The sequence below is a fragment of the Microbacterium sp. DWRC1-3 genome (genome assembly GCF_049896645.1).
GTDB lineage: Bacteria > Actinomycetota > Actinomycetes > Actinomycetales > Microbacteriaceae > Microbacterium > Microbacterium maritypicum.
The window spans coordinates 1883810-1907643 of the sequence record NZ_JAFCUS010000001.1; the positions used below are offsets into that span (position 1 = coordinate 1883810).

At 70.0% G+C, this 23834-nt stretch carries 25 protein-coding genes; 11 read left to right on the forward strand and 14 right to left on the reverse strand.

Annotated elements, in window-relative coordinates; all coding sequences use genetic code 11:
• Positions 1-17 precede the first annotated feature (17 nt).
• Genes ACP699_RS09140 through ACP699_RS09155 form a run of 4 tightly spaced genes read right to left on the reverse strand, consistent with a single transcriptional unit; the run spans position 18 to position 3970 of the window.
• Entirely contained in the window at positions 18-503 is a 486-nt protein-coding gene (locus ACP699_RS09140) for an ASCH domain-containing protein (RefSeq protein ID WP_426170711.1), read from the reverse strand.
• Positions 504-523: 20 nt separating this feature from the next.
• Positions 524-2218, reverse strand: a complete 1695-nt coding sequence (locus tag ACP699_RS09145; RefSeq protein ID WP_426170713.1) for a cytochrome b/b6 domain-containing protein — start codon at positions 2216-2218, stop codon at positions 524-526.
• 2 nt (positions 2219-2220) lie between these two features.
• A complete protein-coding gene (locus ACP699_RS09150; RefSeq protein WP_055866071.1) occupies positions 2221-3192 on the reverse strand; it encodes an electron transfer flavoprotein subunit alpha/FixB family protein in 972 nt (323 codons plus the stop codon).
• Between the two features lies 1 nt (position 3193).
• Positions 3194-3970: an electron transfer flavoprotein subunit beta/FixA family protein gene (locus ACP699_RS09155; RefSeq protein ID WP_426170715.1), complete on the reverse strand. Its 777-nt coding sequence runs from the start codon at positions 3968-3970 to the stop codon at positions 3194-3196.
• A gap of 140 nt (positions 3971-4110) precedes the next feature.
• Between ACP699_RS09155 and ACP699_RS09160 the strand changes: the two genes are divergently transcribed.
• From ACP699_RS09160 to ACP699_RS09170, 3 genes are read left to right on the forward strand one after another with little or no spacing between them, the layout of a single operon-like run.
• Positions 4111-4647 (forward strand): MarR family winged helix-turn-helix transcriptional regulator, encoded by a 537-nt coding sequence (locus ACP699_RS09160; RefSeq protein WP_017829471.1) that lies wholly within the window; start codon positions 4111-4113, stop codon positions 4645-4647.
• A 1-nt stretch (position 4648) separates the two neighbouring features.
• A complete protein-coding gene (locus ACP699_RS09165) occupies positions 4649-5119 on the forward strand; it encodes an SRPBCC family protein (RefSeq protein ID WP_426170717.1) in 471 nt (156 codons plus the stop codon).
• Positions 5116-5559, forward strand: a complete 444-nt coding sequence (locus ACP699_RS09170; RefSeq protein WP_426170719.1) for a YdeI/OmpD-associated family protein — start codon at positions 5116-5118, stop codon at positions 5557-5559. Before ACP699_RS09165 ends, ACP699_RS09170 begins: the two co-directional genes overlap by 4 nt.
• 96 nt (positions 5560-5655) lie before the next feature.
• On the opposite strand, the gene ACP699_RS09175 is transcribed toward ACP699_RS09170, so the two are convergent.
• Genes ACP699_RS09175 through ACP699_RS09190 form a run of 4 tightly spaced genes read right to left on the reverse strand, consistent with a single transcriptional unit; the run spans position 5656 to position 10100 of the window.
• Complete coding sequence (locus ACP699_RS09175) at positions 5656-6432, reverse strand: enoyl-CoA hydratase-related protein (RefSeq protein ID WP_127483066.1); 777 nt, start codon at positions 6430-6432, stop codon at positions 5656-5658.
• A 28-nt stretch (positions 6433-6460) separates the two neighbouring features.
• On the reverse strand, positions 6461-7366 hold the full coding sequence (gene mmsB, locus ACP699_RS09180) for a 3-hydroxyisobutyrate dehydrogenase (protein WP_426170722.1): 906 nt from the start codon (positions 7364-7366) through the stop codon (positions 6461-6463).
• On the reverse strand, positions 7363-8568 hold the full coding sequence (locus ACP699_RS09185) for an acyl-CoA dehydrogenase family protein (RefSeq protein WP_288969646.1): 1206 nt from the start codon (positions 8566-8568) through the stop codon (positions 7363-7365). Before ACP699_RS09185 ends, mmsB begins: the two co-directional genes overlap by 4 nt.
• Before the next feature lie 29 nt (positions 8569-8597).
• Positions 8598-10100, reverse strand: a complete 1503-nt coding sequence (locus ACP699_RS09190; protein WP_426170724.1) for a CoA-acylating methylmalonate-semialdehyde dehydrogenase — start codon at positions 10098-10100, stop codon at positions 8598-8600.
• Positions 10101-10515: 415 nt separating this feature from the next.
• Here ACP699_RS09190 and ACP699_RS09195 point away from each other — a divergent pair, with 415 nt between their 5' ends.
• A complete protein-coding gene (locus ACP699_RS09195; RefSeq protein ID WP_055866086.1) occupies positions 10516-11100 on the forward strand; it encodes an antibiotic biosynthesis monooxygenase in 585 nt (194 codons plus the stop codon).
• A 9-nt stretch (positions 11101-11109) separates the two neighbouring features.
• Here the strand turns inward: ACP699_RS09195 and ACP699_RS09200 are convergent, their stop codons facing one another.
• The 5 genes from ACP699_RS09200 to ACP699_RS09220 are packed head-to-tail and all read right to left on the reverse strand — an operon-like array spanning position 11110 to position 16403.
• Entirely contained in the window at positions 11110-12243 is a 1134-nt protein-coding gene (locus ACP699_RS09200) for a bifunctional 2-methylcitrate synthase/citrate synthase (protein ID WP_151485753.1), read from the reverse strand.
• A gap of 2 nt (positions 12244-12245) precedes the next feature.
• The gene (prpB, locus tag ACP699_RS09205; protein WP_055866091.1) at positions 12246-13148 is read right to left on the reverse strand and encodes a methylisocitrate lyase; all 903 of its coding nucleotides are present in this window, start codon (positions 13146-13148) and stop codon (positions 12246-12248) included.
• Positions 13148-14674 (reverse strand): MmgE/PrpD family protein, encoded by a 1527-nt coding sequence (locus ACP699_RS09210; protein ID WP_055874580.1) that lies wholly within the window; start codon positions 14672-14674, stop codon positions 13148-13150. The genes prpB and ACP699_RS09210 overlap by 1 nt, the downstream gene beginning before the upstream one ends.
• A gap of 3 nt (positions 14675-14677) precedes the next feature.
• A complete protein-coding gene (locus ACP699_RS09215; RefSeq protein ID WP_426170728.1) occupies positions 14678-15343 on the reverse strand; it encodes a GntR family transcriptional regulator in 666 nt (221 codons plus the stop codon).
• A gap of 34 nt (positions 15344-15377) precedes the next feature.
• The gene (locus ACP699_RS09220; protein WP_426170730.1) at positions 15378-16403 is read right to left on the reverse strand and encodes an EamA family transporter; all 1026 of its coding nucleotides are present in this window, start codon (positions 16401-16403) and stop codon (positions 15378-15380) included.
• Between the two features lie 39 nt (positions 16404-16442).
• Between ACP699_RS09220 and ACP699_RS09225 the strand changes: the two genes are divergently transcribed.
• The 7 genes from ACP699_RS09225 (at position 16443) to ACP699_RS09255 (ending at position 22554) form a co-directional block, all read left to right on the forward strand.
• Positions 16443-16979: a CGNR zinc finger domain-containing protein gene (locus ACP699_RS09225; RefSeq protein ID WP_127483074.1), complete on the forward strand. Its 537-nt coding sequence runs from the start codon at positions 16443-16445 to the stop codon at positions 16977-16979.
• A 192-nt stretch (positions 16980-17171) separates the two neighbouring features.
• Entirely contained in the window at positions 17172-17747 is a 576-nt protein-coding gene (locus ACP699_RS09230) for a glucose-6-phosphate isomerase family protein (RefSeq protein WP_127483075.1), read from the forward strand.
• A gap of 9 nt (positions 17748-17756) precedes the next feature.
• On the forward strand, positions 17757-19247 hold the full coding sequence (xylB, locus tag ACP699_RS09235; protein WP_426170733.1) for a xylulokinase: 1491 nt from the start codon (positions 17757-17759) through the stop codon (positions 19245-19247).
• Complete coding sequence (locus tag ACP699_RS09240) at positions 19223-20257, forward strand: phosphoglycerate dehydrogenase (protein ID WP_426170735.1); 1035 nt, start codon at positions 19223-19225, stop codon at positions 20255-20257. Before xylB ends, ACP699_RS09240 begins: the two co-directional genes overlap by 25 nt.
• Complete coding sequence (locus ACP699_RS09245; RefSeq protein ID WP_426170737.1) at positions 20254-21216, forward strand: shikimate dehydrogenase family protein; 963 nt, start codon at positions 20254-20256, stop codon at positions 21214-21216. Before ACP699_RS09240 ends, ACP699_RS09245 begins: the two co-directional genes overlap by 4 nt.
• Positions 21216-22187, forward strand: a complete 972-nt coding sequence (locus ACP699_RS09250) for a phosphotriesterase family protein (protein WP_426170739.1) — start codon at positions 21216-21218, stop codon at positions 22185-22187. Before ACP699_RS09245 ends, ACP699_RS09250 begins: the two co-directional genes overlap by 1 nt.
• Positions 22188-22257: 70 nt before the next feature.
• The gene (locus tag ACP699_RS09255) at positions 22258-22554 is read left to right on the forward strand and encodes a putative quinol monooxygenase (RefSeq protein WP_302793554.1); all 297 of its coding nucleotides are present in this window, start codon (positions 22258-22260) and stop codon (positions 22552-22554) included.
• A 268-nt stretch (positions 22555-22822) separates the two neighbouring features.
• Here the strand turns inward: ACP699_RS09255 and ACP699_RS09260 are convergent, their stop codons facing one another.
• Positions 22823-23821 (reverse strand): ABC transporter substrate-binding protein, encoded by a 999-nt coding sequence (locus ACP699_RS09260; RefSeq protein ID WP_055866105.1) that lies wholly within the window; start codon positions 23819-23821, stop codon positions 22823-22825.
• Positions 23822-23834: the final 13 nt, after the last annotated feature.

Here is a 23834-nt window from a genome sequence, read left to right on the forward strand (position 1 = left end):
TCGTCGAGAATGATCCTTCACCGTGTGGGTGCAGTCGCGGCATCCGACGGGAGGAGCAGGTGGAATCGCTCGCACACCACTGGCATGTCCGGCTCGTATCCGCGGGGGTTCTCGGAGTGCAGCCGCCAGAAGCGCTCGTGCACCTCACGCCAGTGCGCGAGCGTGCGGTCGCCCTCTCCCTCGGCGAAAGCGTGCTCTTCGTCGACCTCGTCGAACGGCACGACCTCGACCGCGACGGTCTCGATCACGGCTCGCGGCACGTCGGCACCGTCGAGGAGTATGCTCAGCTCGCCCACGCGCGGCAGCGGTTCCCCGGCCTGTTCGTAGTCCCACAGCGCGGAGGCGGTACCCACCTTCACTCCGCTGATCACCAGCGCCAGAAGCTCGTCGGCCTGCTGCGGTGTGGCACCGAAACCCCACGCCTCCGGCTGCGCTTCGGGCAGGCGGGGATCAGCCGCCCTCGCCCGTCGCCAGAAGGTCTCGATGTCGATGCTGTCACTCACTCCCTCAGGCTAGCTCCGGCTCAGCGTCCGGAGACCTTCCCGAACGCCTTCGCGATGGGGGCGAGCACGAGCGGGCGGGCGGCCACCCACGCGATCGCGATCACCACGAGCGAGAGGACGAACACCCAGAATCCGGTCCAGGTGACCGCATCCTGCGCAGCGAACATGTGGTTCAGGTTGCGCAGGAATCCGGTCAACATCACGAGCGCGACGTGGGCGATGATGAACGCCACGAAGTAGAGCATGATCGGGAAGTGCAGCGCCCGCGCCCACTCGACCGGGTACGCCTTCGACACCTTCTCGGCCCTCTTGGGCCACAGCCCCGACATGCGGAACCCGGTGATCGCCGCGAGCGGTGCGGCGATGAACACGGTCGCGAAGTAGGCGAGCTGCTGCAGGCTGTTGTAGTTGTTCCAGCCGTTCTCGTGCGGCCAGTCGAACGAGACGTACTGCAGTGCCGCCGACAGCGCGTTCGGGAACACCTCCCAGCTCGTCGGCACGATGCGCACCCAGTGCCCGGTGACGAACAGAAGGACCACGAAGATCACGCCGTTCACGAGCCACAGGATGTCGAGCGACTGGTGGAACCAGAGGTTGAGGCTGATCTTCCCCTTGGGGTTGCCCCGGGGCGTCCAGAACACGGTCGGCCGCTTCTCGGTGCGCACCTGCAGGCCCGAGCGGATGATCAGCACCATCAGGAACATGTTGAAGAAGTGCTGCCAGCCGATCCAGGGCGAGAACCCGGGCTCGACCGCGATCGCGGGTTCGTACTCGCCGGGGAAGGCTGCGAGGAAGTCCTGCATGAACGGGAAGCTCAGGAGCGTCCGCACGAAGGCGATCGCCGCTCCTGCGAGCACTCCGAGCGCAGCGGCGCCGAACAGCACGCCGATCGCCTGCGTCCAGGTCGGACGACGGCGGTCGGTTGCCGGCGCCGATGCGGCAAGGATGTGACGCGGTGCGCGCCCGTTCCACACCGTGCGGGTCCAGGGCAGAGGCGTCGAGACGTCGGCGATGGCCGGAGCAGAGCCGGCGACGGCCACGGCGGTCGCGGCCGCTGCGGGCGTTTCCACGGCTGGCGCTTCCACAGTGGCAGCGGGCGTGCTCTCGGAGGCGACGGGCTCGAGAAGAGCGGATCCTGCGGCTGTCCGCACGAGCGGAACAGTGTCCGCGGGCGGCCAGGGGTCGCCACCGACCACTCGGGGCAGGCCACGACGGACACCGCCGGCCGCGGCGGGCTGCGCCTCGGGTTCGGCGACTGCGGACGAGGGGGCGGTCGATGCGGCGGCCGCCTCCGGCGCGGTCGCCATCGCCGTCGACACGGGAGATGCTGCCTCTGCGGCCGGTTCCGCCGTCGTCGTGTGCGGAGCGGGGGCCGCGGCAGCGAGGGCGGCGGGGGTCTGCGACGGCGGCCAGGGCTCGCCGCCCGAGACCCGCGGCAGACCGCGACGGATGCGCAGTGCTCCGGAGGTCGCCGGAGAAGCGGCTTCCGTGGGCGGCGCGGGAGCGTCCGCCCGTGCCGGATCCACCGCACCGGTCGTCACCCCGGTGTCGACCGCGGCGACCGCAGCCGGCGTCACCGCGTGCGCCACCGGCTCCGGGGCCGCACCGGCCTCCGGTTCCGCTGCGGCCGCGTCGACGGCCACCGCATCAGCGGGAGGCCAGGGCTCTCCACCCGGCACACGCGGCAGACCGCGTCGCAGCATCCGCGTCGCCATGACTACTTCTTCCGCGCCTCGAGGGCGGCGATCACCTGCGGGACCACGGCGAACACGTCGCCGACGATGCCGAAGTCCGCGACGTCGAAGATCGGCGCCTCGGGGTCCTTGTTGATCGCGACGATGTTCTTCGAGGTCTGCATGCCCGCGCGGTGCTGGATCGCTCCGGAGATGCCGAGCGCGACATACAGCTGCGGCGACACCGACACCCCGGTCTGACCGACCTGGTGCGATTGCGGGATGTACCCGGCGTCGACGGCTGCCCTGGAGGCGCCGACGGCCGCGCCGAGTGCGTCGGCGAGCTCCTCGACGAGCACGAACTTCTCCTTGGACGCGAGGCCCCGACCGCCGGAGACGACGCGCGTCGCTCCGCGCAGCTCGGGACGGGAGGAGGCGACCTCGACCGCCTCGACCGGACCTGCCGTCGCCGCGACGGCCCCGGACGGCGTGACATCGAGCACCTCGACCGAGTGCGACGGCACGGCCTCGGCACGCGCATCCACCGCGCCCTGACGCACCGTGATCACGGGGGTGCCGAAGGTGGGAGCCGAGTCGACGAGGTACGCCCCGCCATAGACCGAGTGATGCGCGAGCACTCCCTCGTCGTCGCGTGAGACCCCGACGGCGTCGACCGACAGCGCGCTCTTCGTGCGCACCGCGAAGCGTCCGGCCACATCGCGACCGGAGATCGAGTTCGAGATCAGCACCGCGTCGGGGCGCACCTGCGCGGCGGCGGCCTGCAGGGCGTCCACGATCGGCACGGTGAGCGCTGCGGGGTCGCCGTCGGCGGTCAGCACGACGGATGCTCCTGCCGCGGCAGCCTGGTCCACCGCGGCGGGGCTCCCGCCGACGATCAGAGCCACGGGCGAGCCGATCGTGGAAGCAGCGCCGAGGAGCGCCGCCGTGCTGCTCGCGACGTAGCCGGAAGGATCGACGTCGATGAGGACGAGGATCGGGTTCTCGGAGGAAGTCATCTCACACCAGCCTGTTCTGCACGAGGTAGTCGACGAGCTTGTCGGCCGCGTCGCCCTCATCGGTGATCTTCACGCCGGCAGCCCGCGGGGGCTTCTCCGACACGGTCGTCATGATGGTCCGCGGGGCGGCGGACGGATCTGCCGACACATCGAGGTCGGCGAGCGAGAGCACTTCAAGCGGCTTCTTCTTCGCCGCCATGATCCCCTTGAAGTTGGGGAATCGGGCGTCGGGGAGCGCCTCGGTGATCGAGATCACGGCGGGCAGCGGCGCCGAGACCGGCTGGCTGCCGGCGTCCGCGCCTCGGACTCCCGAGACGCCGTCTGCGGTGATCTCCACCGCGGAAAGGGCGGTGACCTGCGCGAACCCGAGATGCTCGGCGATCATCGCGGGGATCACACCACCGGAGCCGTCGGTAGACAGGTTGCCGGTGATCACGAGGTCGGGGGCGCCGCGGCGGATCGCCGCGGCCAGCACCTCGGCGGTGAGGCCGAGGTCGGCACCGGCGAGCTGATCGTCGGCGATGTGCACGGCGGAGCCGGCACCGATCGCGAGCGCCCGGCGAAGGGAGGCCGTCGAGCCCTCCGGAGCCATCGAGACGGCCACCACCTCGGTGCCGTCGTTCTTGTCGGCGTAGCTGAGGGCGACTTCGAGAGCGCGCTCGGTGATCTCGTCGAGGACCACATCCCCGGCCGCGCGATCAGCGAGTCCGGTCTCGAGATTCAGCTTGCGATCGCCATAGGTGTCCGGCACCTCTTTGACCAGGACGAAGATCTTCATCGATTGCTCCTCACGACTGCTGCAATTCTAGACCGCGATACTGAGTTCCAGCTCACATGCGACTGAGACTCAGCGGCTACAGCGAAGGATGCGTCGCGCGCCGTCGCCGCACCCCACCCTCCCGCCACTACCGTAGAGAAATGGCCCGACCCCGTCCGCTCCCCATCGATCCGCTCGCCGAGGCGAAGCGGCAGTGGCTCGCGCACGGATGGACGGATGCCGCCGACGGCATGGCCCTGGTCACCTCCGTCATGCGCGCCCAGCAGCTGCTGCTCGCCCGCGTCGATGCGACCCTCAAGCCCTTCGCTCTGAGCTTCGCCCGCTACGAGGTGCTGCGCCTGCTGGCCTTCAGCCGCGCGGGGAGCCTTCCGCTTTCGAGCGTGGTCGCCCGACTGCAGGTACACCCGACCACGGTCACGAGCACGGCGGAGCGGCTGGTGCGCGACGGCCTGATCGCGCGTGAACCGCACCCGCACGACGGACGCGCCGCGCTCCTGGTCCTGACGGAGTCCGGCCGGGAACTGGTCGAGCGCGCCACCCAGGCCCTCAACGCCGATGTCTTCGCCCAGCCCGGTCTGAGCCGCGACGACGCGGCCGAGCTCGTCGCGATCGTGGCCAGGCTGCGCAAGGACGCGGGCGACTTCGCCGATCCGCGTCCGCAGCCCGAAGCCCTCTGACATGGCCCGGTTCGCACTCGAGACGGTCATCGGTGCGGCCCCCGCCGAGGTGTTCGCCGCGTCGCTCGACCCTGCGCTGCACGTGAAGAGCATGGCCCGATTCGGCGAGACGATGATCGAGGCACCGGCCGGCGGCGTCTTCACCGAGGGCACGACCGCGACCTGGCGGGCACGCCACTTCGGCATCCCGTTCCGGCTGCGCTCGATCGTGTTCGACATCGATCCCCCGAACGGATTCTCGGACCGGCAGATCTCGGGCCCGTTCGCCGCGTTCCTGCACGAGCACCGGTTCGAGGAGCACCCGTCCGGCACGCTCATGCACGACACGGTGACCTTCCGCTCGCCGTTCGGCCCGCTCGGCCGGCTCGTCGACGCGCTGTTCATGCGGGAGTACATGCGCCGCCTCATCACGGAGCGCAACGCGATTCTCGCCGCCGAACTCGAGGGTCCCGGGCGTACTCTTTCGGCATGAGCGAACTGCGCCTGCACACCGTCCTCACCGGCCGTGGCCCCGCTGCGGCGATCCTCCTCACGGATGAGCAGGTCGCCTCGCTCGGCGCCGGCAAGGCCTTCCCCGTGGCCGTCACCGTCGGCGGACGCACCGCCCGCCTGCGCCTGGCGCGGATGGGCAGCGAGAACATGATCGGCTTCAGCAAAGCCGTGCGTGCCGACCTGGGGCTCGAGATCGGCCAGGAGGTCGACGCCGTGATCCGGGTGGATTCGGCCGAGCGCACGGTCGAGGTACCGCCGGGACTCGCCGCGGCCCTCGATGCCGACCCTGCTGTGCGCGCGGCCTTCGACGCCCTGTCGTACACCGTGCGCAAGGAGCACGCGCGCAGCGTGGCCGAGGCCAAGCAGGAAACGACGCGCGAGCGCCGGATCGCGAAGATCGTCGACGCGCTCCGCGGCTGAGGTGGTGCACATCTCCGCAGGAATTCTCGTCGGGCACGGCGCTGAGAGCCGCTTCCGGCGAGGCGCACTCTGTTCCGAGGAGTTGTTCACGACGCGCTAGCGGTTCTGGAAGTCGGGCGACCGCTTCTGGCGGAAGGCCGACATGCCCTCCTTCTGATCCGCGGTGTCGAACAGGGCGGCGAACGCCCGCTTCTCGTGCGCGAGTCCCTCGGCCAGGGGCGTCTCCATGGCCGCATCCAGCGCGGCCTTCGCGGCATAGACCGACGGCAGCGACTTCGACGCGATCGTGTCAGCCAGCTTCGTCGCCTCGGCGAGGAGGTCGGATGCCGCGACGACGCGGGAGACGAGGCCGGAGCGCTCGGCCTCCTCCGCTCCCATGAATCGGCCGGAGAGCACCAGCTCCGCCGCCTTGTAGTAGCCGACCGCGCGGATCAGTCGCTGGGTTCCGCCCATGCCGGGGATGACGCCGAGGTTGATCTCGGGCTGTCCGAACTTCGCGTTGTCGGCGGCCAGGATGATGTCGCACATCATCGCCAGCTCGCATCCGCCGCCCAGGGCGAAGCCGGAGACCGCGGCGATCACGGGCGTGCGCACCGCGGCGAACTCGTGCCAGACCCCGAAATGATCGGTCTCGAGCATCTGCGCCGCGGACATGCCCTCCATCTCCTTGATGTCGGCGCCGGCGGCGAAGGCCTTCTCGGATCCGGTCACCACGATCGCGCCGACGCCCTCGTCGGCGTCGAAGGCCACGGCCGCGGCGGTGACCTCTTCCGCGAGCCGGCTGTTCAACGCGTTCAGCGCCTCCGGGCGGTTCAGGGTGATCCACCCGACTCGTCCGCGCTGCTCGACCAGGATCGTCTCGTACTCGGTCATGTCACCCTCTCCGTCGAAGTACCGATCATCACACGAGGTCGTCGCGGATGTCGGTGATGATGCCGGAGAAATCGCGCCCCGCGCCGTCGCCGGCCGCGAACGCTGCATAGATCTCCTGCGCGAGACGGCCCATCCTGGCATCCGTCGACGTCTGCTCGATCGCCTGCAGCGCGAGGCCGAGATCCTTCGCCATCAACGCCCCGGCGAAACCCGGCTGGTAGTCGCGGTTGGCAGGACTCGTGGGCACAGGGCCGGGCACGGGGCAGTTGGTCGTGATCGACCAGCACTGGCCCGAGGCCTGCGAGACGACGTCGAACAGCGCCTGATGCTCGAGCCCGAGCCGCTCCCCCAGCACGAACGCCTCGGCCACCGCGATCTGCGAGACCGCGAGCACCATGTTGTTGCACACCTTCGCCGCCTGGCCGAGGCCGGGACCGCCGCAGTGCACGATGCGCTTTCCCATGACCTCGAGCAGCGGGAGGGCGGCTGCGAAGTCGTCGTCCGACCCGCCGACCATGAAGGCGAGGGTGCCGTTCTCCGCGCCGACCACGCCTCCCGACACCGGAGCGTCGACGTTGCGGTGCCCGGCGGCGAGCGCGAGAGCGTGGGCGGCCCGAGCCTCATCGACGGCGATGGTCGACGACTCGATGAAGAGCGTGCCGGGGCGGGCGGCCGCGAGCAGTTCGGTGCGATAGGCCTCGATCACGTGCTTTCCGGCGGGGAACATGGTGATGACGACATCCGCGTCGGCCACGGCATCCGCGCCGCTCGCCGCCACCGGGATGCCGGCCGTCTGCGCCGCTTCGATGGCCGCGGGGACCAGATCGAAGCCGTGCACCTCATGCCCCGCGGCGAGGAGGTTCTTCGCCATCGGCAGTCCCATGTGCCCGAGGCCGAGGAACGCGACGACCATCGGGGAAGACGGCGCCGTCATGATCCGCTCCGCATCTGATCTGCGCCGTTGCGCTGGAGGGAGGCGGAACCCGCCGGCCGCAGCATCTCGCGTCCGACGATCAGTCGCATGATCTCGTTCGTCCCCTCCAGGATCTGATGCACGCGCAGGTCGCGGACGACCTTCTCGATCCCGTAGTCCTGCAGATAGCCGTAGCCGCCGTGCAGCTGCAGCGCCCTGTTGGCGACGTCGAAGCCGGCGTCGGTCGCGAAGCGCTTGGCCATGGCGCAGCGCATCGTCGCGTCGGGTGCGTGCTCGTCGACCGCCTGCGCGCCGTCGCGCACCATGAGTCGTGCCGCGTGCAGGTCGGTGCGCATGTCGGCGATCGCGAACAGGATGGACTGCTTCTCGGCGAGCGGCTCGCCGAACGCCATCCGCTCGTGCACGTACTTCACGGCCTGATCGAGTGCCCACTGGGCGCCGCCGAGCGAGCAGGCGGCGATGTTGAGGCGTCCGCCGTTGAGCGCGGACATCGCGATCGCGAACCCGCGACCCTCGTCGCCGAGCATGGAGGAGGCGGGAACCCGCACACCGTCGAGGATCACCTGGCGGGTGGGCTGCGCGTGCCAGCCCATCTTCTTCTCCGGGGCGCCGAAGCTCAACGCCTCGGAGTCGCCGGGGACGAGGAAGGCGCTGATGCCGCGCGCGCCCGGCTCTCCCGTGCGCGCCATGACGACGTAGACGGCAGCCTCGCCCGCTCCGGAGATGAACTGCTTCACTCCGGTGAGAACGTAGTCGTCGCCGTCGCGGACGGCGCTGGTCGCGATGTTCGCGGCATCCGATCCTGCACCCGGCTCGGTGAGGCAGTAGCCGCCGAACTCCGACATGGCCGTCAGCATCGGCAGCCAGTGCGCGCGCTGGGCGTCGTCGCCGTAGGTGTCGATCATCCAGACGACCATGTTGTGGATGGAGATGTAGGCCGCGACCGCGGGGTCGCCCTTCGCGAGCTCCTCGAAGATCGCGACGGTGTCGAGACGGCTGAGGCCGCTGCCGCCGAACTCCTCGTCGACGTAGATGCCGCCGAGCCCGAGCTCGCCGGCACGGTTGAGCGACTCCCGCGGGAACAGGTGCTTCTCGTCGCGCTCGGCGGCGTAGGGTGCGAGTTCGGTCTCGGCGAACTCGCGGACGGCGCCGATGATCGCCTCGCGCTCCTCGGCGGTGGTGGTGACGGTGGTCATGGTCATCGTGGTTTCCTTGTGGGAGGTTTCCGGGGCTAGTGCATGGTCGGGATGACGAAGCTGGCACCATCGCGGATGCCTGCTGCGGGCCAGCGGCTCGTCACCGTCTTGGTCTTCGTGTAGAACCGGAAGGCGTCGGTTCCGTGCTGATTGAGGTCGCCGAATCCGCTGCGCTTCCAGCCGCCGAACGTGTAGTAGGCGATCGGGACCGGGATCGGCACGTTCACACCGACCATCCCCACCTCGACGCGGGCGGCGAAGTCGCGGGCCGCGTCGCCGTCGCGCGTGAAGATGGCGACGCCGTTGCCGTACTCGTGCTCCGAGGCCATCCGCAGCGCCTCCTCGTAGTCGGCGGCGCGGGCGATGACCAGCACGGGGCCGAAGATCTCCTCACGGTAGATCGCCATGTCGGTGGTGACGTGGTCGAACAGGGTCGGTCCGAGGTAGAAGCCCTCCTCGTGCCCTTCCACGGTGAAGCCGCGACCGTCGGCGAGGAGTGTCGCCCCCTCGTCGATGCCCTGCTGGATGTAGCCCTCGACCCGCTCGACGGCCGCCCGTGTGACCAGCGGGCCGTAGTCGACGTCGGCCGCGAGAGAGGGGCCGACCCGCAGCTGGGCGACGCGTTCGGTGAGCTTGGCGGCCAGCGCGTCGGCTGTCTCCTGTCCCACCGGGACAGCGACCGAGATGGCCATGCAGCGCTCGCCCGCCGAGCCGTACCCCGCGCCGATCAGCGCGTCGACGGCCTGATCGAGGTCGGCGTCGGGCATCACGATCATGTGGTTCTTCGCGCCGCCGAAGCACTGCGCGCGCTTGCCGTTCGCCGCGGCCGTCGCATAGATGTACTCGGCGATCGGGGTCGATCCGACGAAGCCCACGGCGCGGATGCGCTCGTCGGTGAGCAGCGTGTCGACCGCCTCCTTGTCGCCGTGCACGACGTTGAGGACACCTGCGGGGAGACCCGCTTCGAGGAAGAGCTCGGCGATGCGCACCGGCACCGAGGGGTCGCGCTCACTGGGCTTGAGCACCACCGCGTTGCCGGCGGCGAGCGCGGGGCCGGCCTTCCACAGCGGGATCATGGCGGGGAAGTTGAACGGGGTGATCGCGGCGACGACCCCGAGCGGCTGCCGCATCGAGTAGACGTCGATGCCCGTTCCCGCGCCGGTGGAGTACTCGCCCTTGAGCAGGTGCGGAGCGCCGGCTGCGAACTCGATGACCTCGAGGCCGCGCTGGATGTCGCCCTTCGCATCGTCGACCGTCTTGCCGTGCTCGCTCGCGAGCAGCTCGGCCAGTGACGTCATCTCCCGCTGCACCAGGTCGAGGAACCGCAACAGCACGCGAGCGCGCTTCTGCGGGTTGGTCGCGGCCCACGCGACCTGCGCCTCTTCTGCGTTCGCGATCACGCGGCGCACCTCGTCGGCCGAGGCGAGCGGCACGCGCGCCTGCACGGCACCGGTGCTCGGATCGAACACGTCGGCGAACCGACCGGAGTCGGGAGTGAGAAGCGATCCGCCCACGAAGTGCGGGATAGTACGAGTCATTGTGTGACATCCCTCCGTGCCGTCGTTGGCACATTGGGGAGTTTACTCGGAGGGCCGGACATTTACTAGGACATCCTTGTATTCCGCGCGCACGGCCGCGTCTGCGTCGATCGCGGTTGTTCCCGCCGTGTTCACCGCCGCGTCATCTCGCCCGGGTACAACTGCAGGTGCGCGGACAGAGACTCAGACCGGATCGGGTGTCACGTCTACCGCGCACACGGTGAGCGCTCTCGCTCCCGTCGCGGCTCCACGCCGCGAGACCCCCGCCGAATCGGGTCGGCGGGGGTCCTCCTCGTGGAGGCGGGAGCGGCCGGGAGCACGCCGCATCCGAATTAGAATCGACGGTGCGCCGCCACCCTTGGCGCATCCGCTTCGACGCCCCGACCCCGGGCGCCCGTTCCCCGAGGACCCCACCATGTCCGAACCCCTCACCGTGTCCATTCGCCGCGAAGTCGACCCCGAGCGCATCGTCGAGGCGACCGCCTGGGTGCAGACGGGGGTGAACCTCGCGACGAAGTACCCGGGCTTCCTCGGCTCCGGCTGGGTGCGCGCCGGCGAGGACTCGCAGGTGTGGCACATGCTCTACCGGTTCGCGAGCGAGGACTCGCTCACCGCCTGGGAGCAGTCGGCAGAGCGGGCCTGGTGGCTGTCGATGGGCCAGGGCTTCGTGCGCAGCGAGCGCTCCAAGCGCCGCACCGGGATCGAGGGCTGGTTCGACGAGCCGACCACCGGCACGATCACGCTGCCGTCCGCCGACGGCACGACCGAGACGGTCACCGTCGCCCCCGCTCCCCCGCGGTGGAAGCAGGCGACCTCGATCTGGCTGGGCTTCTTCCCCGTGAACCTCGCGTTCACCTACGCGATGAGCCCCGTGCCGGGGTGGAACGAGCTGCCGATCTGGGCGCGGGTGCTGGCCACCACCCTCGTGCTCACGCCGATCATGGCGTACTGGGTGCTGCCGTTCGTGACCCGGTCCCTGCGGAGCTGGCTCACCCGCTGACCGCGACGCTCAGACCGCGACGTGCCGCTCGTCCGGGCCGTCGTAGTGCGACAGCGGACGGATCAGCGCGTTGGATCCGGCCTGCTCGATCACGTGCGCGGTCCAGCCCGTCACCCGCGCCGCCACGAACAGCGGCGTGAAGGTCAGCGTGTCGAAGCCGATCAGGTTGTAGGCCGGGCCCGAGGGGTAGTCGAGGTTCGGGTAGATGCCCTTGCGCGCCACGAACTCCGACTCGAGAGCGTCGTACAGAGCGGCGACGTCGGCGCGGTCGTAATGCTCCACGAGAGTGTCGAGCGCGGCCTTCATGGTCGGCACACGCGAGTCTCCCTTCTTGTAGACGCGGTGCCCGAAGCCCATGATCTTGCGCTTCTCGGCGAGTGCTTTGTCGAGCCACGGCACGACGTTCTCGGCCGTGCCGATGTCGTCGAAGATGTGCAGCACGGCCTCGTTGGCGCCACCGTGCAGCGGACCCTTGAGCGCGCCGATCGCGCCGACGACCGCCGAGTAGATGTCGCTCAGGGTCGAGGTGATCACGCGCGCGGTGAACGTGGAGGCGTTGAAGGAGTGCTCGGCGTAGAGGATCATCGAGCGGTTGAAGGCATCCACCACGACGTCGTCCGCCTCTTCGCCGAACGTCATCCAGAGGAAGTTCGCGGAGTAGTCGAGGTCGGAGCGCGCAGCGATGATCTCCTGGCCGCGACGACGACGCTGACCGTAGGCGACGATCGCAGGAAGCGCGGCGAACAGGCGGATGCTGCGCTCGAGGTTCTGCTCGGGGCTGCCGCCCGCGTCGAGCACCGAGCCGCCGGCGCCGGGGTCGGAGGCGCCGATCAGGCTGACCGCGGTACGCACCTCGTCCATCGGGTGCGCATCCAGCGGGACCAGGTCGATCGCGGTCTTGACGTTGTCGGCGAGCGTCCGGTGCTTGCGCTCCTCGAGCCGGAAGGCTGCGAGCTCCTCCGGAGTGGGCAGCTCGCCGTTCCACAGCAGGTAGGCGACGGCCTCGAACGGCTGCGTGTCCGCCAGCTCCTGCACGGGGTAGCCGCGGTACAGCAGGCTGTTCGTCTCGGGGTTGACCTTCGAGATCGCGGTCGTGTCGACGACGACGCCCGCGAGGCCCTTCTTGATGTCCGGCTCGGTCATGGTCACTCCTTCGTGATGGTGAAGTTGAAGACGCCAGAGTCGAAGTGGTTGTACGACTCGTAGTCGATCAGATCGTAGAGATCGGCGCGGTGCTGCATCTCGCTGAGCGCGGAGGTCAGGTGCCCCTCTTCGTTCAGAGTATCCAGTGCGCGGCCTGCGGCCCCCATCGAGATGCGCAGCAGCGACACGGGCCAGATCACCAGGTTCACGCCCGCGTCACGCAGCTGGTCGACCGAGAACAGCTCGCTCTTGCCGAACTCCGTCATGTTCGCCAGGATCGGCACGTCGAGCGCCGCGGCCATGGCCTCGAACTCGGCGAGAGTGCGCATGGCCTCGGGGAACACCGCGTCGGCACCGGCGTCGACCAGCGCCTTGGCACGGTCGATCGCGGCGTCGAGACCCTCGACCGCGCGGATGTCGGTGCGCGCCATGATGAGGAAGTTCTCGTCGCGACGAGCGTCGGCTGCGGCACGGATGCGCTTGATCGCGGTGTTCTCGTCGACCACGGCCTTGCCGTCGAGGTGGCCGCAGCGCTTCGGATTGACCTGATCCTCGATGTGCGTGCCGGCGAGGCCCGCGTCTTCGAGCTCCTGGATCGTGCGGGCGACGTTCATCGGCTCGCCGAAGCCGGTGTCGGCGTCGACGATCGCGGGGAGGTCGGTCATACGGGCGATCTGCTTCGCCCGTCCGGCCACCTCGGTGAGCGTCGTGAGGCCGATGTCGGGCAGGCCCAGGTCAGCCGAGAGCACGGCGCCGGAGATGTAGACGCCGTCGAAGCCCTTCTGCTCGATCAGGCGCGCGCTCAGCGGGTTGAACGCACCGGGGAAGCGCAGCAGCTCCCCGCTCGCGAGACGCTCGCGGAACAGTCGGCGCTTCTCGGCGGGCGTGACGGTGGAGTACAGCATCAGAACAGTCCCGCAGGAGCAGGAGCAGCCTCGAGCAGGCCGGGCTTCGCGACGATCGAGAGCTCGCCGACCTCGGCAGCCGTCAGCTCGGGCAGGCGCTGCACGAGGGCGAGGAACCGCTCGATCTCGGCGGGCTCGAGCACGGGCTCCGCCAGCAGACGGAACTTCGCGATGTAGTTCTCTCGGGCGAACGGACGAGCCCCCAGCGGGTGCGCATCGGCCACGGCGATCTCGTCGACCACGGTCGAGCCGTCGGCGAGGCGGATCTCCACACGACCGCCGAACGCCTTCTCGGCCGGGTCCTCGGAGTGGTAGCGGCGGGTCCACTCGGCGTCCTCCGCGGTGGTGATCTTGTGCCACAGCGCGACCGTGTCGGCACGGCCCGCGCGCTCGGGGGCGTAGGAGTCGACGTGGTGCCACCCGCCGTCCTGCAGGGCCACCGCGAAGATGTACGGCACCGAGTGGTCGAGCGTCTCTCGCGACGCGGTCGGGTCGTACTTCTGCGGGTCGTTCGCGCCCGAGCCGATCACGTTGTGGGTGTGGTGGCTGGTGTGGATCACGATCTGATCGATGTTCGCCGGGTCGCGCAGTGCCGGGTTCTCGATCCCGAGCTTGCGGGCGAGGTCGATCAGCGCCTGCGCCTGGTACTCGGCCGAGTGCTCCTTCGTGTACGAGTCGAGGATCGCGCGCTTGGGCTCACCGGCGGCGGGCAGCGGCACGTCGTACGACGCGTCCTTGCCGTCGAGCATCCAGGCGATCACGCCGTCTTCGCCTTCATAGATGGGGGCGGGGCTGGTCTGTCCGCGCATCGCCCGGTCGACGGCTTCGACGGCCATCTTGCCGGCGAAGGCCGGAGCGTGCGCCTTCCAGGTCGAGATCTCGCCCTTGCGGCTCTGGCGCGTGGCGGTCGTGGTGTGAAGGCCCTGCCCGACGGCCTGGTAGATGGTCTCGACGTCGAGGCCGAGCAGGGTGCCGATGCCGGCGGCGGCGGACGGGCCGAGGTGGGCGACGTGGTCGATCTTGTGCTTGTGCAGGCAGATCGCGCGCACCAGGTCCATCTGGATCTCGTAGCCGGTGGCGATGCCGCGCACGAGCGCCCGCCCGTCCTTGCCGGTGTGCTGCGCGACCGCGAGGATCGGCGGGATGTTGTCGCCGGGGTGCGAGTACTCCGCGGCGAGGAACGTGTCGTGGTAGTCGAGCTCGCGCACGGCCACGCCGTTCGCCCAGGCGGCCCACTCGGGGCTGGTGCGGTGCTCGAGCGCCGCACCGAACAGGTTCGCACCGACGCCGCCGGTCGAGACGGGGTGGCTGAACGCCTGGGCCCTGGCCGCGTTGATGGGCGCACGGGTGAGGGAAGCCGCAGCCACCGAAGCGTTGTCGATGATGCGGTTGATGATCATGTCGACGACGTCCTGCTCGACCTCGACCTGGTCGGCGGCCACCTCGGCGATCTTCCAGGCGAGCTGGTCTTCCCTGGCGAGGTTCTCGTCGCTGCGGTGCACACGGACGTGGTGGGTGACGGTCATTTCTTATCCTTCACTGTTGCGGGATTCGAGGGAATCGAGGATGCCGGTGAGCGCGTTGTGCAGGTGCACGTGCGTGGCGTGGGCGGCGAGGTCGCCGTCGCGGGCGGCGAGCGCCTCGGCGATGGTGCGGTGCTCGGCGGCGGAGGCGGCGAGCCGGGCGGGCTTGTCGCGAGCCATCCGGCGCACGCGCACGAGGTGGGTGCGCACGGTGCGCAGCGCCGAGGCGATGTAGTCGTTCGCCACGGCCGCGTCGAGGGCGACGTCGAAGCGGGCGATCAGCGCGTAGTAGGCGTCACGGCCTTCGATGGCGTCGAGGTCGACGTGCGCGAACTCGTCGGCGAGTGCGGCGAACAGGGCGGCGTCTCCCCTGGTGGCGGCGAGGCGGGCTGAGCTCTCCTCGAGCGCGCGGCGGATCTCGAAGAGGGAGCGGATGTCGTCGGCATCCAGATCGGCGACCACGGTGACCCGCGGCGACTGCTGCACGACGAGCCCATCCGCGATGAGTCGACGCAGCGCTTCACGCATCGGGGTGCGGCTCACACCCAGGCGCTCGGCCTGTTCGACCTCGCCGAGCACGAAACCGGCCGGGAGCGTGCCCGACTGGATGTCATCGAGCAGAGCCGCGTACGCGCGATCACTCGCGGAGGTGCGTTCCACGGCGAGGGTCATGCCCTCAGTGTATACATAAACCGAGGCTGAAGGGTCAGAGTTCTTTCTGAACGGGCTTCTCGTATACATTCTCCGCGCGAAGCGCCGGCGCCCCCGCGGGCATCGGCTCGACGAATTCCGCTGCGACGGGCTCACCCAGCTTCACGACCACGACGCCCACGAGCACGAGCACGCCGCCGAGCGCCTGCAGCAGGTCGGGCAGCTGCCCGAGAAGCAGCCAGCCGAACAGCAGGGCCGCCACCACCTCGGCGAGTGCGACGAAGGAGGCGAGCCGCGAACCCAGCATCCGCGTGGAGGCGATGCCGAGCAGGTAGGCGAGCGCGGTCGCCACGACCCCCATCGCCAGCACCGGCACGAACCAGGGCACGCTGCCGAACCGGTACGCGATGTCGTCGGTGGTCCACGCGATCGGCAGCACGCCGATCGCACCGGCCACGGTGAGCCCGACCGCGCCGAGAAGCAGACCGCTCCCGGCGAGGGCGATGGGCGGCAGCCCGGTGTCGACCTTGGCCGAGAGCACGAAGTAGGTCGCCGCGCCCACCATCGCCCCGAGTGCCCACAGGATGCCGGCCACGTTCACGTCGGCCCCCGTGAGGATGTCGAGCATGAGCACGAGCCCGACGAAGGCGATGGCCGCGCCGAGGATGCTGCGGCGGGTCGGCCGCTCACCCCTTCGCAGCCACAGCCACAGCAGCACCGCGACCGGGGCGGTGTACTCGATGAGCAGAGCCAGACCCACGTCCATGACGGCCACGGCCTGGAAGTAGAAGAGCTGGGTCGCGGCGACAGCCAGCAGTCCGTAGGCGAGGATCATGCCAGCGTTGCGCCGCAGCAGCACCCACCGCCCTCGGAGGGACACGATCGTCGGGATCAGCAGCACGAGAGCGGCCACCCAGATGCGGGCGGTCACGGCAGCCCCGGGCGTCCATCCGGCATCTATGAGCCCTCGCGCCCACCCGCCCGACATGCCGAAGGCGAAGGCCGCGGCGAGCGCGAGCGGCAGTCCGAGGCGCACGTCTCGTGCGGAGGAGACCACCGTGTCACTTCTCACCTTGCTCATGATCGATGACGCTACTCGCGCGCGCTGTAAGATGTCAACATGATCTTCACCGATGACACGGAGGAGGCGCTGCGTTCCGCCGTCTGGCTCGCGAACTCCGCCGAACAGCCGGACACGCTGAACGACCTCGACGATGAAGACGCCTTCCTCCGCGAGTTCCCCTACACCGGGCGCCTCGACCGCGATGAGGTCGAGGTCGCCTCGCTGCGCGATCTGCGTCCGCGCCTGCGCGCCATGCTGCTGGCACCGCGTGACGAGATGGCCGCGCACGTCAACGACGCGCTCGCGGAATCCCGGCTCACCCCGGCGCTGCGTCGCCATGACGGCTTGGACTGGCACCTGCACGCCGTCGCCGATGAGCAGCCCTTCGCCGAGCGCATCCTGATCGAGACCGCGATGGCCCTGATCGACGTCATCCGCGCCGACGAGGGCTCGCGCCTCTCCGTGTGCGACGACGACACCTGCCAGTCGATCGCGCTCGACCTCTCGCGCAACCGCTCGAAGCGCTACTGCTCCACGACGTGCGCGAACCGCAACGCCGTCGCCGCGTACCGCGCGAGGCGCACCGCCGAGTGACTCGGCACTGACGCCGACGGCCCCTCCGCGCTCCGGTCGCACCTCCTGCCGGATTCTTCGCGATCAGGCGGCACCGACGGCGACCGGAGCGGCAGCAGGCATGCACCCCTGGACGCCACCTGTCATAACAGGTACAGTGAACCTGTCATTACAGGTTGCGCAGCGCCGCAGCATCCGTTACGAGGAGCACCGATGCCCGAGTTCCACACCCCGCCGATCTCTCCGATGGCGATCGCCTTCGACGCCGAGAAGCTGACGCTCTCGCCCGAGGGGCCGACCCTCACCCGGCGGATGTCCGACCTCGAGGGGCTCTTCCTCGACGCCGAGGCCTGGGCCGAAGCATCCGCCGGCGAGAACCCCGTCGTCTACACGGTCGTGAGCTCCCCCGTGCCCGAGGCCGACCGCGAGCTGCCGCAGTCGATCACCACGATCATGCCCGGCGACACCGGCGGCGAGCTCTGGATGACCAAGGGGCACCAGCACCCGAACCACCAGGGCGAGATCTACCTGGCGTTGAAGGGCCGCGGCGGCCTGCTCATGTTCGACGGCGAGCGCACCGAATGGCTCGACATGCTCCCCGGCACCATCGGCTACATCCCGCCGGGCTGGGCGCACCGCTCGGTCAACACCGGCGACGAGCCCTACGCCTTCCTCGCGGTGTATCCGGGAGGAGCAGGGCACGACTACGGCTGGGTGCTGGAGCACGGAATGGGCTCGCGTGCCTATCGCGCAGCCTCCGGCGTCGACCTGCGTCCCTACGCGGAATAGGCTCCGGCCATGATCATCGCGCACGACCTGGGTACGACCGGGAACAAGGCCTCGCTGCATCATGACGACGGCCGTCTCGTCGCCTCGGTCACCGTCCCCTACCCCGCGCACTTCGCCGCGGGCGGGGTCGCCGAGCAGAACCCTGCGGACTGGTGGAACGCGGTCGTCGCCGCCACGCGCGACCTGATCGCGCGCACCGGCACGGCCGCGACCGACATCGCCGGACTCGTGGTCAGCGGCCAGATGATGGGGGCCGTGCTGCTCGATGCCGACGGCGAGCCCGCCCGTCCGGCGATCATCTGGGCCGACACCAGGGCCGGCGCCCAGCAACGCGAGCTCGAGGCCGCGATCGGCGCCGAGCGTGCCTACGGCATCCTGGGCCACCGCCTAAACCCCACCTACTCGGTCGAGAAGATCATGTGGGTGCGCGACAACGAGCCCGACACCTGGACGCGCGTGCGTCGGGTGTGCGTCGCGAAGGACTTCATCGTGCTGCGTCTGACCGGGCGCCTCGCGACCGACCGCTCCGATGCATCCGGCACCAACGCCTACGACCAGGCGCGCGGCACCTGGTCCGACGAGGTGCTGCAGGCCGCGCGCCTCGACCCCGCACTGTTCCCCGAGATCCTGGAATCCACGCAGATCGCCGGCACACTGACCGATGCCGCCGCCGCCGCTCTCGGACTCCACACGGGAGTGCGCGTGGTGATGGGTGGCGGCGACGGACCGCTCGCCGCCGTCGGCTCGGGTGTCGTCGCCCCGGAAGACGGCGCGTACGTGTGTCTGGGCACCTCGTCGTGGATCTCGTTCGCGGCCGACGCCCCGCTGCACGACCCCGCGATGCGCACGTTCACGTTCGACAACGTCGTTCCCGGCTCGTTCGTGCCCACCGCCACCATGCAGGCCGGCGGCGCCTCCGTGCAGTGGATCGCCGAGGCGCTCTCCCCCGACCCCGCGCACCCCGAGACCGCGCGGCTCACGGCCGAGGCATCCGTCGACGTCGACACCGACGACCTCTACTTCCTCCCCTACCTGCTCGGGGAACGCTCCCCGATGTGGGACCCGGATGCCCGGGGCGCGTTCATCGGGCTGGCCCGCCACCACGGCAGGGCGCACCTCGTGCGGGCCGTGCTGGAGGGCACGGCGTTCAACCTGCTCAGCTGCATCCAGGCGTTCCGTGAATCAGGCGCCGTGATCGACCGCATCGATGCCGTCGGCGGCGGAGCCCAGAGCGACGTGTACCTCTCGGTGCTCGCCGATGTGTGGGGAGTGCCGGTGCGCCGACGCACGATCGTGGAAGAGGCGAACAGCCTCGGTGCCGCGGTCACCGCCGCGGTCGGGCTCGGACTCACCGACTTCTCTGCCGCCCGCGCCCTGAGCGAGGTCACCGCCGAGTTCACCCCGGATGCCGGGCGCCACGCCGTCTACGCCGAGCGGCACGCCCGCTTCGTCGACGCCTACACGGCCCTCGCGCCGTGGTTCGCCGGACGGCCGCGCTGATGGGCGTCATCCTCGTCACCAGCCGCTCGTTCTCGGACGGCGACCTGGATCTGGTGGAACGCGCCGCGCAGTCGGGACACCGCATCCTCCGCGGTCCGGCGCACCACGACCTCGACGAGTTGCGGTCGCTGCTGCACGGCGCCGACGCGTGGATCGCCGGCACCGGCCCGGTCACCGAGGAGCATCTCGCCGCGGCTCCGAAGCTCAAGGTCGTCGCCCGGTACGGCGTCGGCACCGAGTCGGTCGACCTGGCAGCGGCGCGAGACCGCGGCATCCCGGTGACCAACACTCCGGGTGCCAACGCCGATGCGGTGGCCGACCACGCGGTCGGGCTCATGCTCGCCGCCCTCCGCTTCGTCCCCGACGGCGACCGCCGCGTGCGCGCCGGCGACTGGGGCGTGCGTCGCGGGCGGGAGCTCGGGGCCGCCACGGTCGGAATCGTGGGCTTCGGACGGATCGGCCAGGGGGTCGCCGCGCGACTGCGCGGCTTCGGGCCGCGCGTGCTCGCCGCCGACCCGTTCCTGCCCGACGATGTGGTGCGCTCTCGCGGTGCGGAACCCGTCGCGCTCGACGACCTGTTCCGCCGAGCCGACGTCATCACCCTGCACGCCCCCGGGGGTCAGCGACTGGTCGACGCCGAGCGTCTGGCCGACATGCGACCGGGAACCGTGCTGGTCAACACCGCCCGCGGCGATCTGATCGACGAAGCCTCCGTGGCACGGGCGCTGCACGACGGCATCCTCGCCGGCTACGCGGCCGACACCCTCGACGGCGACACGGCCGCACATGACAGTCCGCTGCTCGCGCCCGAACTCGCCGATCGCGTGATCGTCACCCCGCACCTGGGCGCGCAGACCACGCAGGCCATCGACAACATGGGCTCCCTCTCGCTCGCCGACGTGATCGCCGTGCTGTCGGGTGCCGAGCCCGCCCATCCCGTACCCAACGCCTCCATCCCCGTCCCCGTCCCCGTCCCCGTCCCCGTCCCCGTCCCCGAGGAGACCCGATGACCATCGACGCCGTCCGCACAGAGGCCGCGACACCGGCCACGGCATCCGCCGACTACATGGGGTTCGTCGGGGTGACCACCGCGTCATCGTCGATCATGAAGGTCTTCCCGCTCTGGGCCGACATCCTGGGCCTGCCGACCCGCACCCTGCTCGGCCACGACCTGCCGATGGATGCCGAGCCCGCGCAGTACCGCGCCATGGTCGAGCAGATCCGCGACGACCCGCATCACCGCGGGGCGCTCGTGACCACGCACAAGATGAACGTGTACGCCGCCGCCTCCGACCTGTTCGACGAGCTCGACCCGTTCGCGGTGTCGTGCTCCGAGATCTCCAGCATCTCCAAACGGGGCCCGGTCCTGTCGGGGCGGGCGAAGGACCCGATCACGGTCGACCTCGCCCTGAACGACTTCCTTCCCGCCGACCACTTCGCCCGCACCGGGGCCGCGGTCGTGATCCTCGGCGCCGGAGGCTCTGGCACCGCCCTGAGCTGGGCACTGGCCGAACGCGAAGACGCCCCGGCGAAGATCACGGTGACGGCCCGCACGCAGGACAAGCTCGACCACCTGCGCGAGGTGCACCGCCAGCACGGCACCAGGGAGGGGCTGATCGAGTACGTGGTGACCGCTTTGGCCGAAGATGCCGACGCGCTGGTGGCCGCCGCCCCCGCAGGATCGGTGATCGCCAACGCGACGGGGCTCGGCAAGGACCGGCCCGGCTCTCCTCTGACCGACGCCGTGGTGTTCCCCGAGGGCGCGTACGCGTGGGAGTTCAACTACCGCGGCACGCTCGAGTTCCTCCACCAGGCCGAGGCGCAGGCGTCCGCACGCGGGCTGCGCGTGGTCGACGGCTGGCGCTACTTCATCCACGGCTGGTCGCAGGTCGTGGCCGATGTGTTCGATCTCGACCTGACGCCCGAGATCGTCGAACGGCTCGCCGAGGCCGCGGAGTCGGTGCGCTGATGTCCGCCCTCGTCCGCACGGTGCTCGGCGATATCGACCCGGCGCTGCTCGGGCGGGTGGACTATCACGAGCACCTGTTCCAGGTGTCGCCGCTGCTTCCGGGCGACGAGCTCGACGACGAGAAGGCCTCGGGCGAAGAAGCAGCCCTGCTGCAGGCGAGCGGGTTCGAGGCGATGGTGGATGCCACACCGTTCGGCCTCGCCCGCGACCCCGCAGCACTGGCCCGGATCAGTGCGACGACCGGACTGCACATCGTCGCGACCACCGGCCGGCACCGCGAGGCCCACTACGGCGCGGATCATCCGATGCAGGTGTGGACCGCCGAGCGTCTGGCGGCCCTCTTCATCGCCGACATCACGCGCGGGATGCCCGCCGACGACGGGGAGATCTTCGAGACGCCCGAGGTGTCCCTCGCTGCCGCGCCCGATGGCGGACCCGTGCGCGCAGGTCTGCTCAAGGGCGGCGCCGACTACTGGCGCATCAGTGCGTTCGAGCGCACCACCCTGATCGCCGTGGCCGAGGCGCACCGCGCGACGGGCGCTGCGGTCATGGTGCATCTGGAGTTCGGCACAGCGGCCCATGAGGTGCTCGACCTGCTCGACGCCGAAGGGGTGCCCGCCGATCGGGTCGTGCTCGCGCACGCCGACCGCGACCCCGACCCCGGGCTGCACGTGTCGCTCGCCGAACGCGGAGCCCACCTCGGCTACGACGGCTTCGCGCGTCCGCGCACCCGCTCCGACGCCGAGCTGCTCGCTCTGACGGTCGCGGTGGTGGAGCGCGGGGCCGGCGACCGGATCGTGCTCGGCGGCGACGTCGCCCGGCGCACGCGGTACATCGCCTACGGCGGCATGCCCGGACTCGCCTACCTCGGCGACCGCTACCTCCCGCGCCTCCGCGCGGCCGTCGGCGACGACGCCGTGCACCGGATGCTCGTGACCACCCCGGCCCGCCTGCTGACCCTCGCGCCGTGATCTTCTCCCCCTGCACACGAGCATGACCATGAGCATCCGACTCCACGCCCGACATCCCCGAGGAGACACCGTGTCCGAGCCGACCATCCTGCACGCCACCTTCACCGCCCAGCCCGGAACGGGCGACCGCGTGGCGGCCCTGTTGCGCGACTTCGCCGAGGTCGTGCGCGCCGAGGAGGGCAACGTCGTCTTCGATGCGACCCGGCTCGTCGACGACCCCGACCGCTTCTTCGTCTACGAGGTCTATCGCGACGAAGCGGCCTTCCAGGCGCACATCGCCGCCCCCGCCGGAGTGCCCTTCAACGCGGCGCTGCAGGAGCTGATCGTCGAACCGTCGTCGCAGCTCACCTTCCTCCGCCGCCTCTGAGGCCGTCACGCCGTGACGCGGCGGCGCGCGGGATCCCGGCCTCTCTGCCCTGCTCACCTGTCGGGAGAATGCACGCATGTCGGAGGAATCGCCGGCATCCGCTCCTGCATCCGTGAGTCCTCCCGACATCCGGCACATGCACCCGCACCGAGCACACGCACCCGCACCGGGCATACGCACACGGCACGCCCACACCACGGCACGCGCACACCCCGGACATGAAGAAGCCCCCCACCCGAAGGTGAGGGGCTTCTTCGACGATGCGGTGTCACTCGTAGAGCACGCCCGCGATCTTCGGGTCTTCGATGTTGGTCTTGTCGTACCAGTACGAGCCGGTGTCGTAGAACTTCTCGACCGACTTGCCGTTGGCGGCGTCGTACGCGGCCTGCACGACCTGTGCGCCGATGCCGATCGGGTCCTGCGTGATCGCGCCGGCCATGGTGCCGTCCTTGATGGCGTTGATCTGCGCGGCGCCGGAGTCGAAGCCGACGATCGTGATCTTGCCCTTCTCGAGGCCCAGCTCGTTCACGGCGTTCACGACACCGATGGCGGAGCCTTCGTTGGTGCCGTAGATGCCCTTGAGGTCGGGGTGGGCCGCGATCAGGGTCTTGGCGATGTCAGCCGACTTGAGGTGGTCGCCGTCACCGTACTGGATGTCGACGATCTCGATGTCGGGGTAGTCCGCCTCGATCTTGTCGACGAAGCCGTCGCGACGCTCGACGCCGGTGGAGTTGATCTGCGAGTGGCCGACGATCGCGACCTGGCCCTCGCCGCCGATCAGTTCGGCCATGTGCTCGGCGGCGAGCGCACCGGCGACCTTGCTGTCGGTGGCCGACAGGCTGAGCCCGACGTCGCCGTTGCAGGGGGCGTCGAAGTAGACGACGGGAATGTCCTTCGCCTTGGCCTGCTCGAGCGGGGCGACGCACGCCTCGGGGTCGAGGGCGGCGTAGGCGATGGCACTCGGGTTCTTGTCGATCGCTGCGGTCAGCATCTCCAGCTGCGCGGCGATCTCGGTCTCGGCGGCAGGACCCTCGAACGTGATCTTCACGCCGAGCTCCTTCGCCTTGTCCTCGGCGCCCTTCTTCACGGCCTGCCAGAACTGGTGCTGGAAGCCCTTCGAGACCATGGCGATGTACATCTCGCCGTCGCTGCTGCCCCCGCTGCTCGAGCCTTCCTCGATCACATCGCCGCCACCGGCACAGCCGGCGAACACCAGTGCGGATGCGGCCATGAGGGCCACGAGTGCGGTCTTCTTCCCGAATTTCATGAAAACTCCATTG

Bases quoted from the DNA above. Each gene is read 5' to 3' on its own strand.
- ACP699_RS09145 (WP_426170713.1), bottom strand. From the start codon at position 2,218: ATGGCGACGCGGATGCTGCGACGCGGTCTGCCGCGTGTGCCGGGTGGA.
- ACP699_RS09150 (WP_055866071.1), bottom strand. From the start codon at position 3,192: ATGACTTCCTCCGAGAACCCGATCCTCGTCCTCATCGACGTCGATCCT.
- ACP699_RS09155 (WP_426170715.1), bottom strand. From the start codon at position 3,970: ATGAAGATCTTCGTCCTGGTCAAAGAGGTGCCGGACACCTATGGCGAT.
- ACP699_RS09160 (WP_017829471.1), top strand. From the start codon at position 4,111: ATGGCCCGACCCCGTCCGCTCCCCATCGATCCGCTCGCCGAGGCGAAG.
- ACP699_RS09165 (WP_426170717.1), top strand. From the start codon at position 4,649: ATGGCCCGGTTCGCACTCGAGACGGTCATCGGTGCGGCCCCCGCCGAG.
- ACP699_RS09170 (WP_426170719.1), top strand. From the start codon at position 5,116: ATGAGCGAACTGCGCCTGCACACCGTCCTCACCGGCCGTGGCCCCGCT.
- ACP699_RS09175 (WP_127483066.1), bottom strand. From the start codon at position 6,432: ATGACCGAGTACGAGACGATCCTGGTCGAGCAGCGCGGACGAGTCGGG.
- mmsB (WP_426170722.1), bottom strand. From the start codon at position 7,366: ATGACGGCGCCGTCTTCCCCGATGGTCGTCGCGTTCCTCGGCCTCGGG.
- ACP699_RS09185 (WP_288969646.1), bottom strand. From the start codon at position 8,568: ATGACCATGACCACCGTCACCACCACCGCCGAGGAGCGCGAGGCGATC.
- ACP699_RS09190 (WP_426170724.1), bottom strand. From the start codon at position 10,100: ATGACTCGTACTATCCCGCACTTCGTGGGCGGATCGCTTCTCACTCCC.
- ACP699_RS09195 (WP_055866086.1), top strand. From the start codon at position 10,516: ATGTCCGAACCCCTCACCGTGTCCATTCGCCGCGAAGTCGACCCCGAG.
- ACP699_RS09200 (WP_151485753.1), bottom strand. From the start codon at position 12,243: ATGACCGAGCCGGACATCAAGAAGGGCCTCGCGGGCGTCGTCGTCGAC.
- prpB (WP_055866091.1), bottom strand. From the start codon at position 13,148: ATGCTGTACTCCACCGTCACGCCCGCCGAGAAGCGCCGACTGTTCCGC.
- ACP699_RS09210 (WP_055874580.1), bottom strand. From the start codon at position 14,674: ATGACCGTCACCCACCACGTCCGTGTGCACCGCAGCGACGAGAACCTC.
- ACP699_RS09215 (WP_426170728.1), bottom strand. From the start codon at position 15,343: ATGACCCTCGCCGTGGAACGCACCTCCGCGAGTGATCGCGCGTACGCG.
- ACP699_RS09220 (WP_426170730.1), bottom strand. From the start codon at position 16,403: ATGAGCAAGGTGAGAAGTGACACGGTGGTCTCCTCCGCACGAGACGTG.
- ACP699_RS09225 (WP_127483074.1), top strand. From the start codon at position 16,443: ATGATCTTCACCGATGACACGGAGGAGGCGCTGCGTTCCGCCGTCTGG.
- ACP699_RS09230 (WP_127483075.1), top strand. From the start codon at position 17,172: ATGCCCGAGTTCCACACCCCGCCGATCTCTCCGATGGCGATCGCCTTC.
- xylB (WP_426170733.1), top strand. From the start codon at position 17,757: ATGATCATCGCGCACGACCTGGGTACGACCGGGAACAAGGCCTCGCTG.
- ACP699_RS09245 (WP_426170737.1), top strand. From the start codon at position 20,254: ATGACCATCGACGCCGTCCGCACAGAGGCCGCGACACCGGCCACGGCA.
- ACP699_RS09250 (WP_426170739.1), top strand. From the start codon at position 21,216: ATGTCCGCCCTCGTCCGCACGGTGCTCGGCGATATCGACCCGGCGCTG.
- ACP699_RS09260 (WP_055866105.1), bottom strand. From the start codon at position 23,821: ATGAAATTCGGGAAGAAGACCGCACTCGTGGCCCTCATGGCCGCATCC.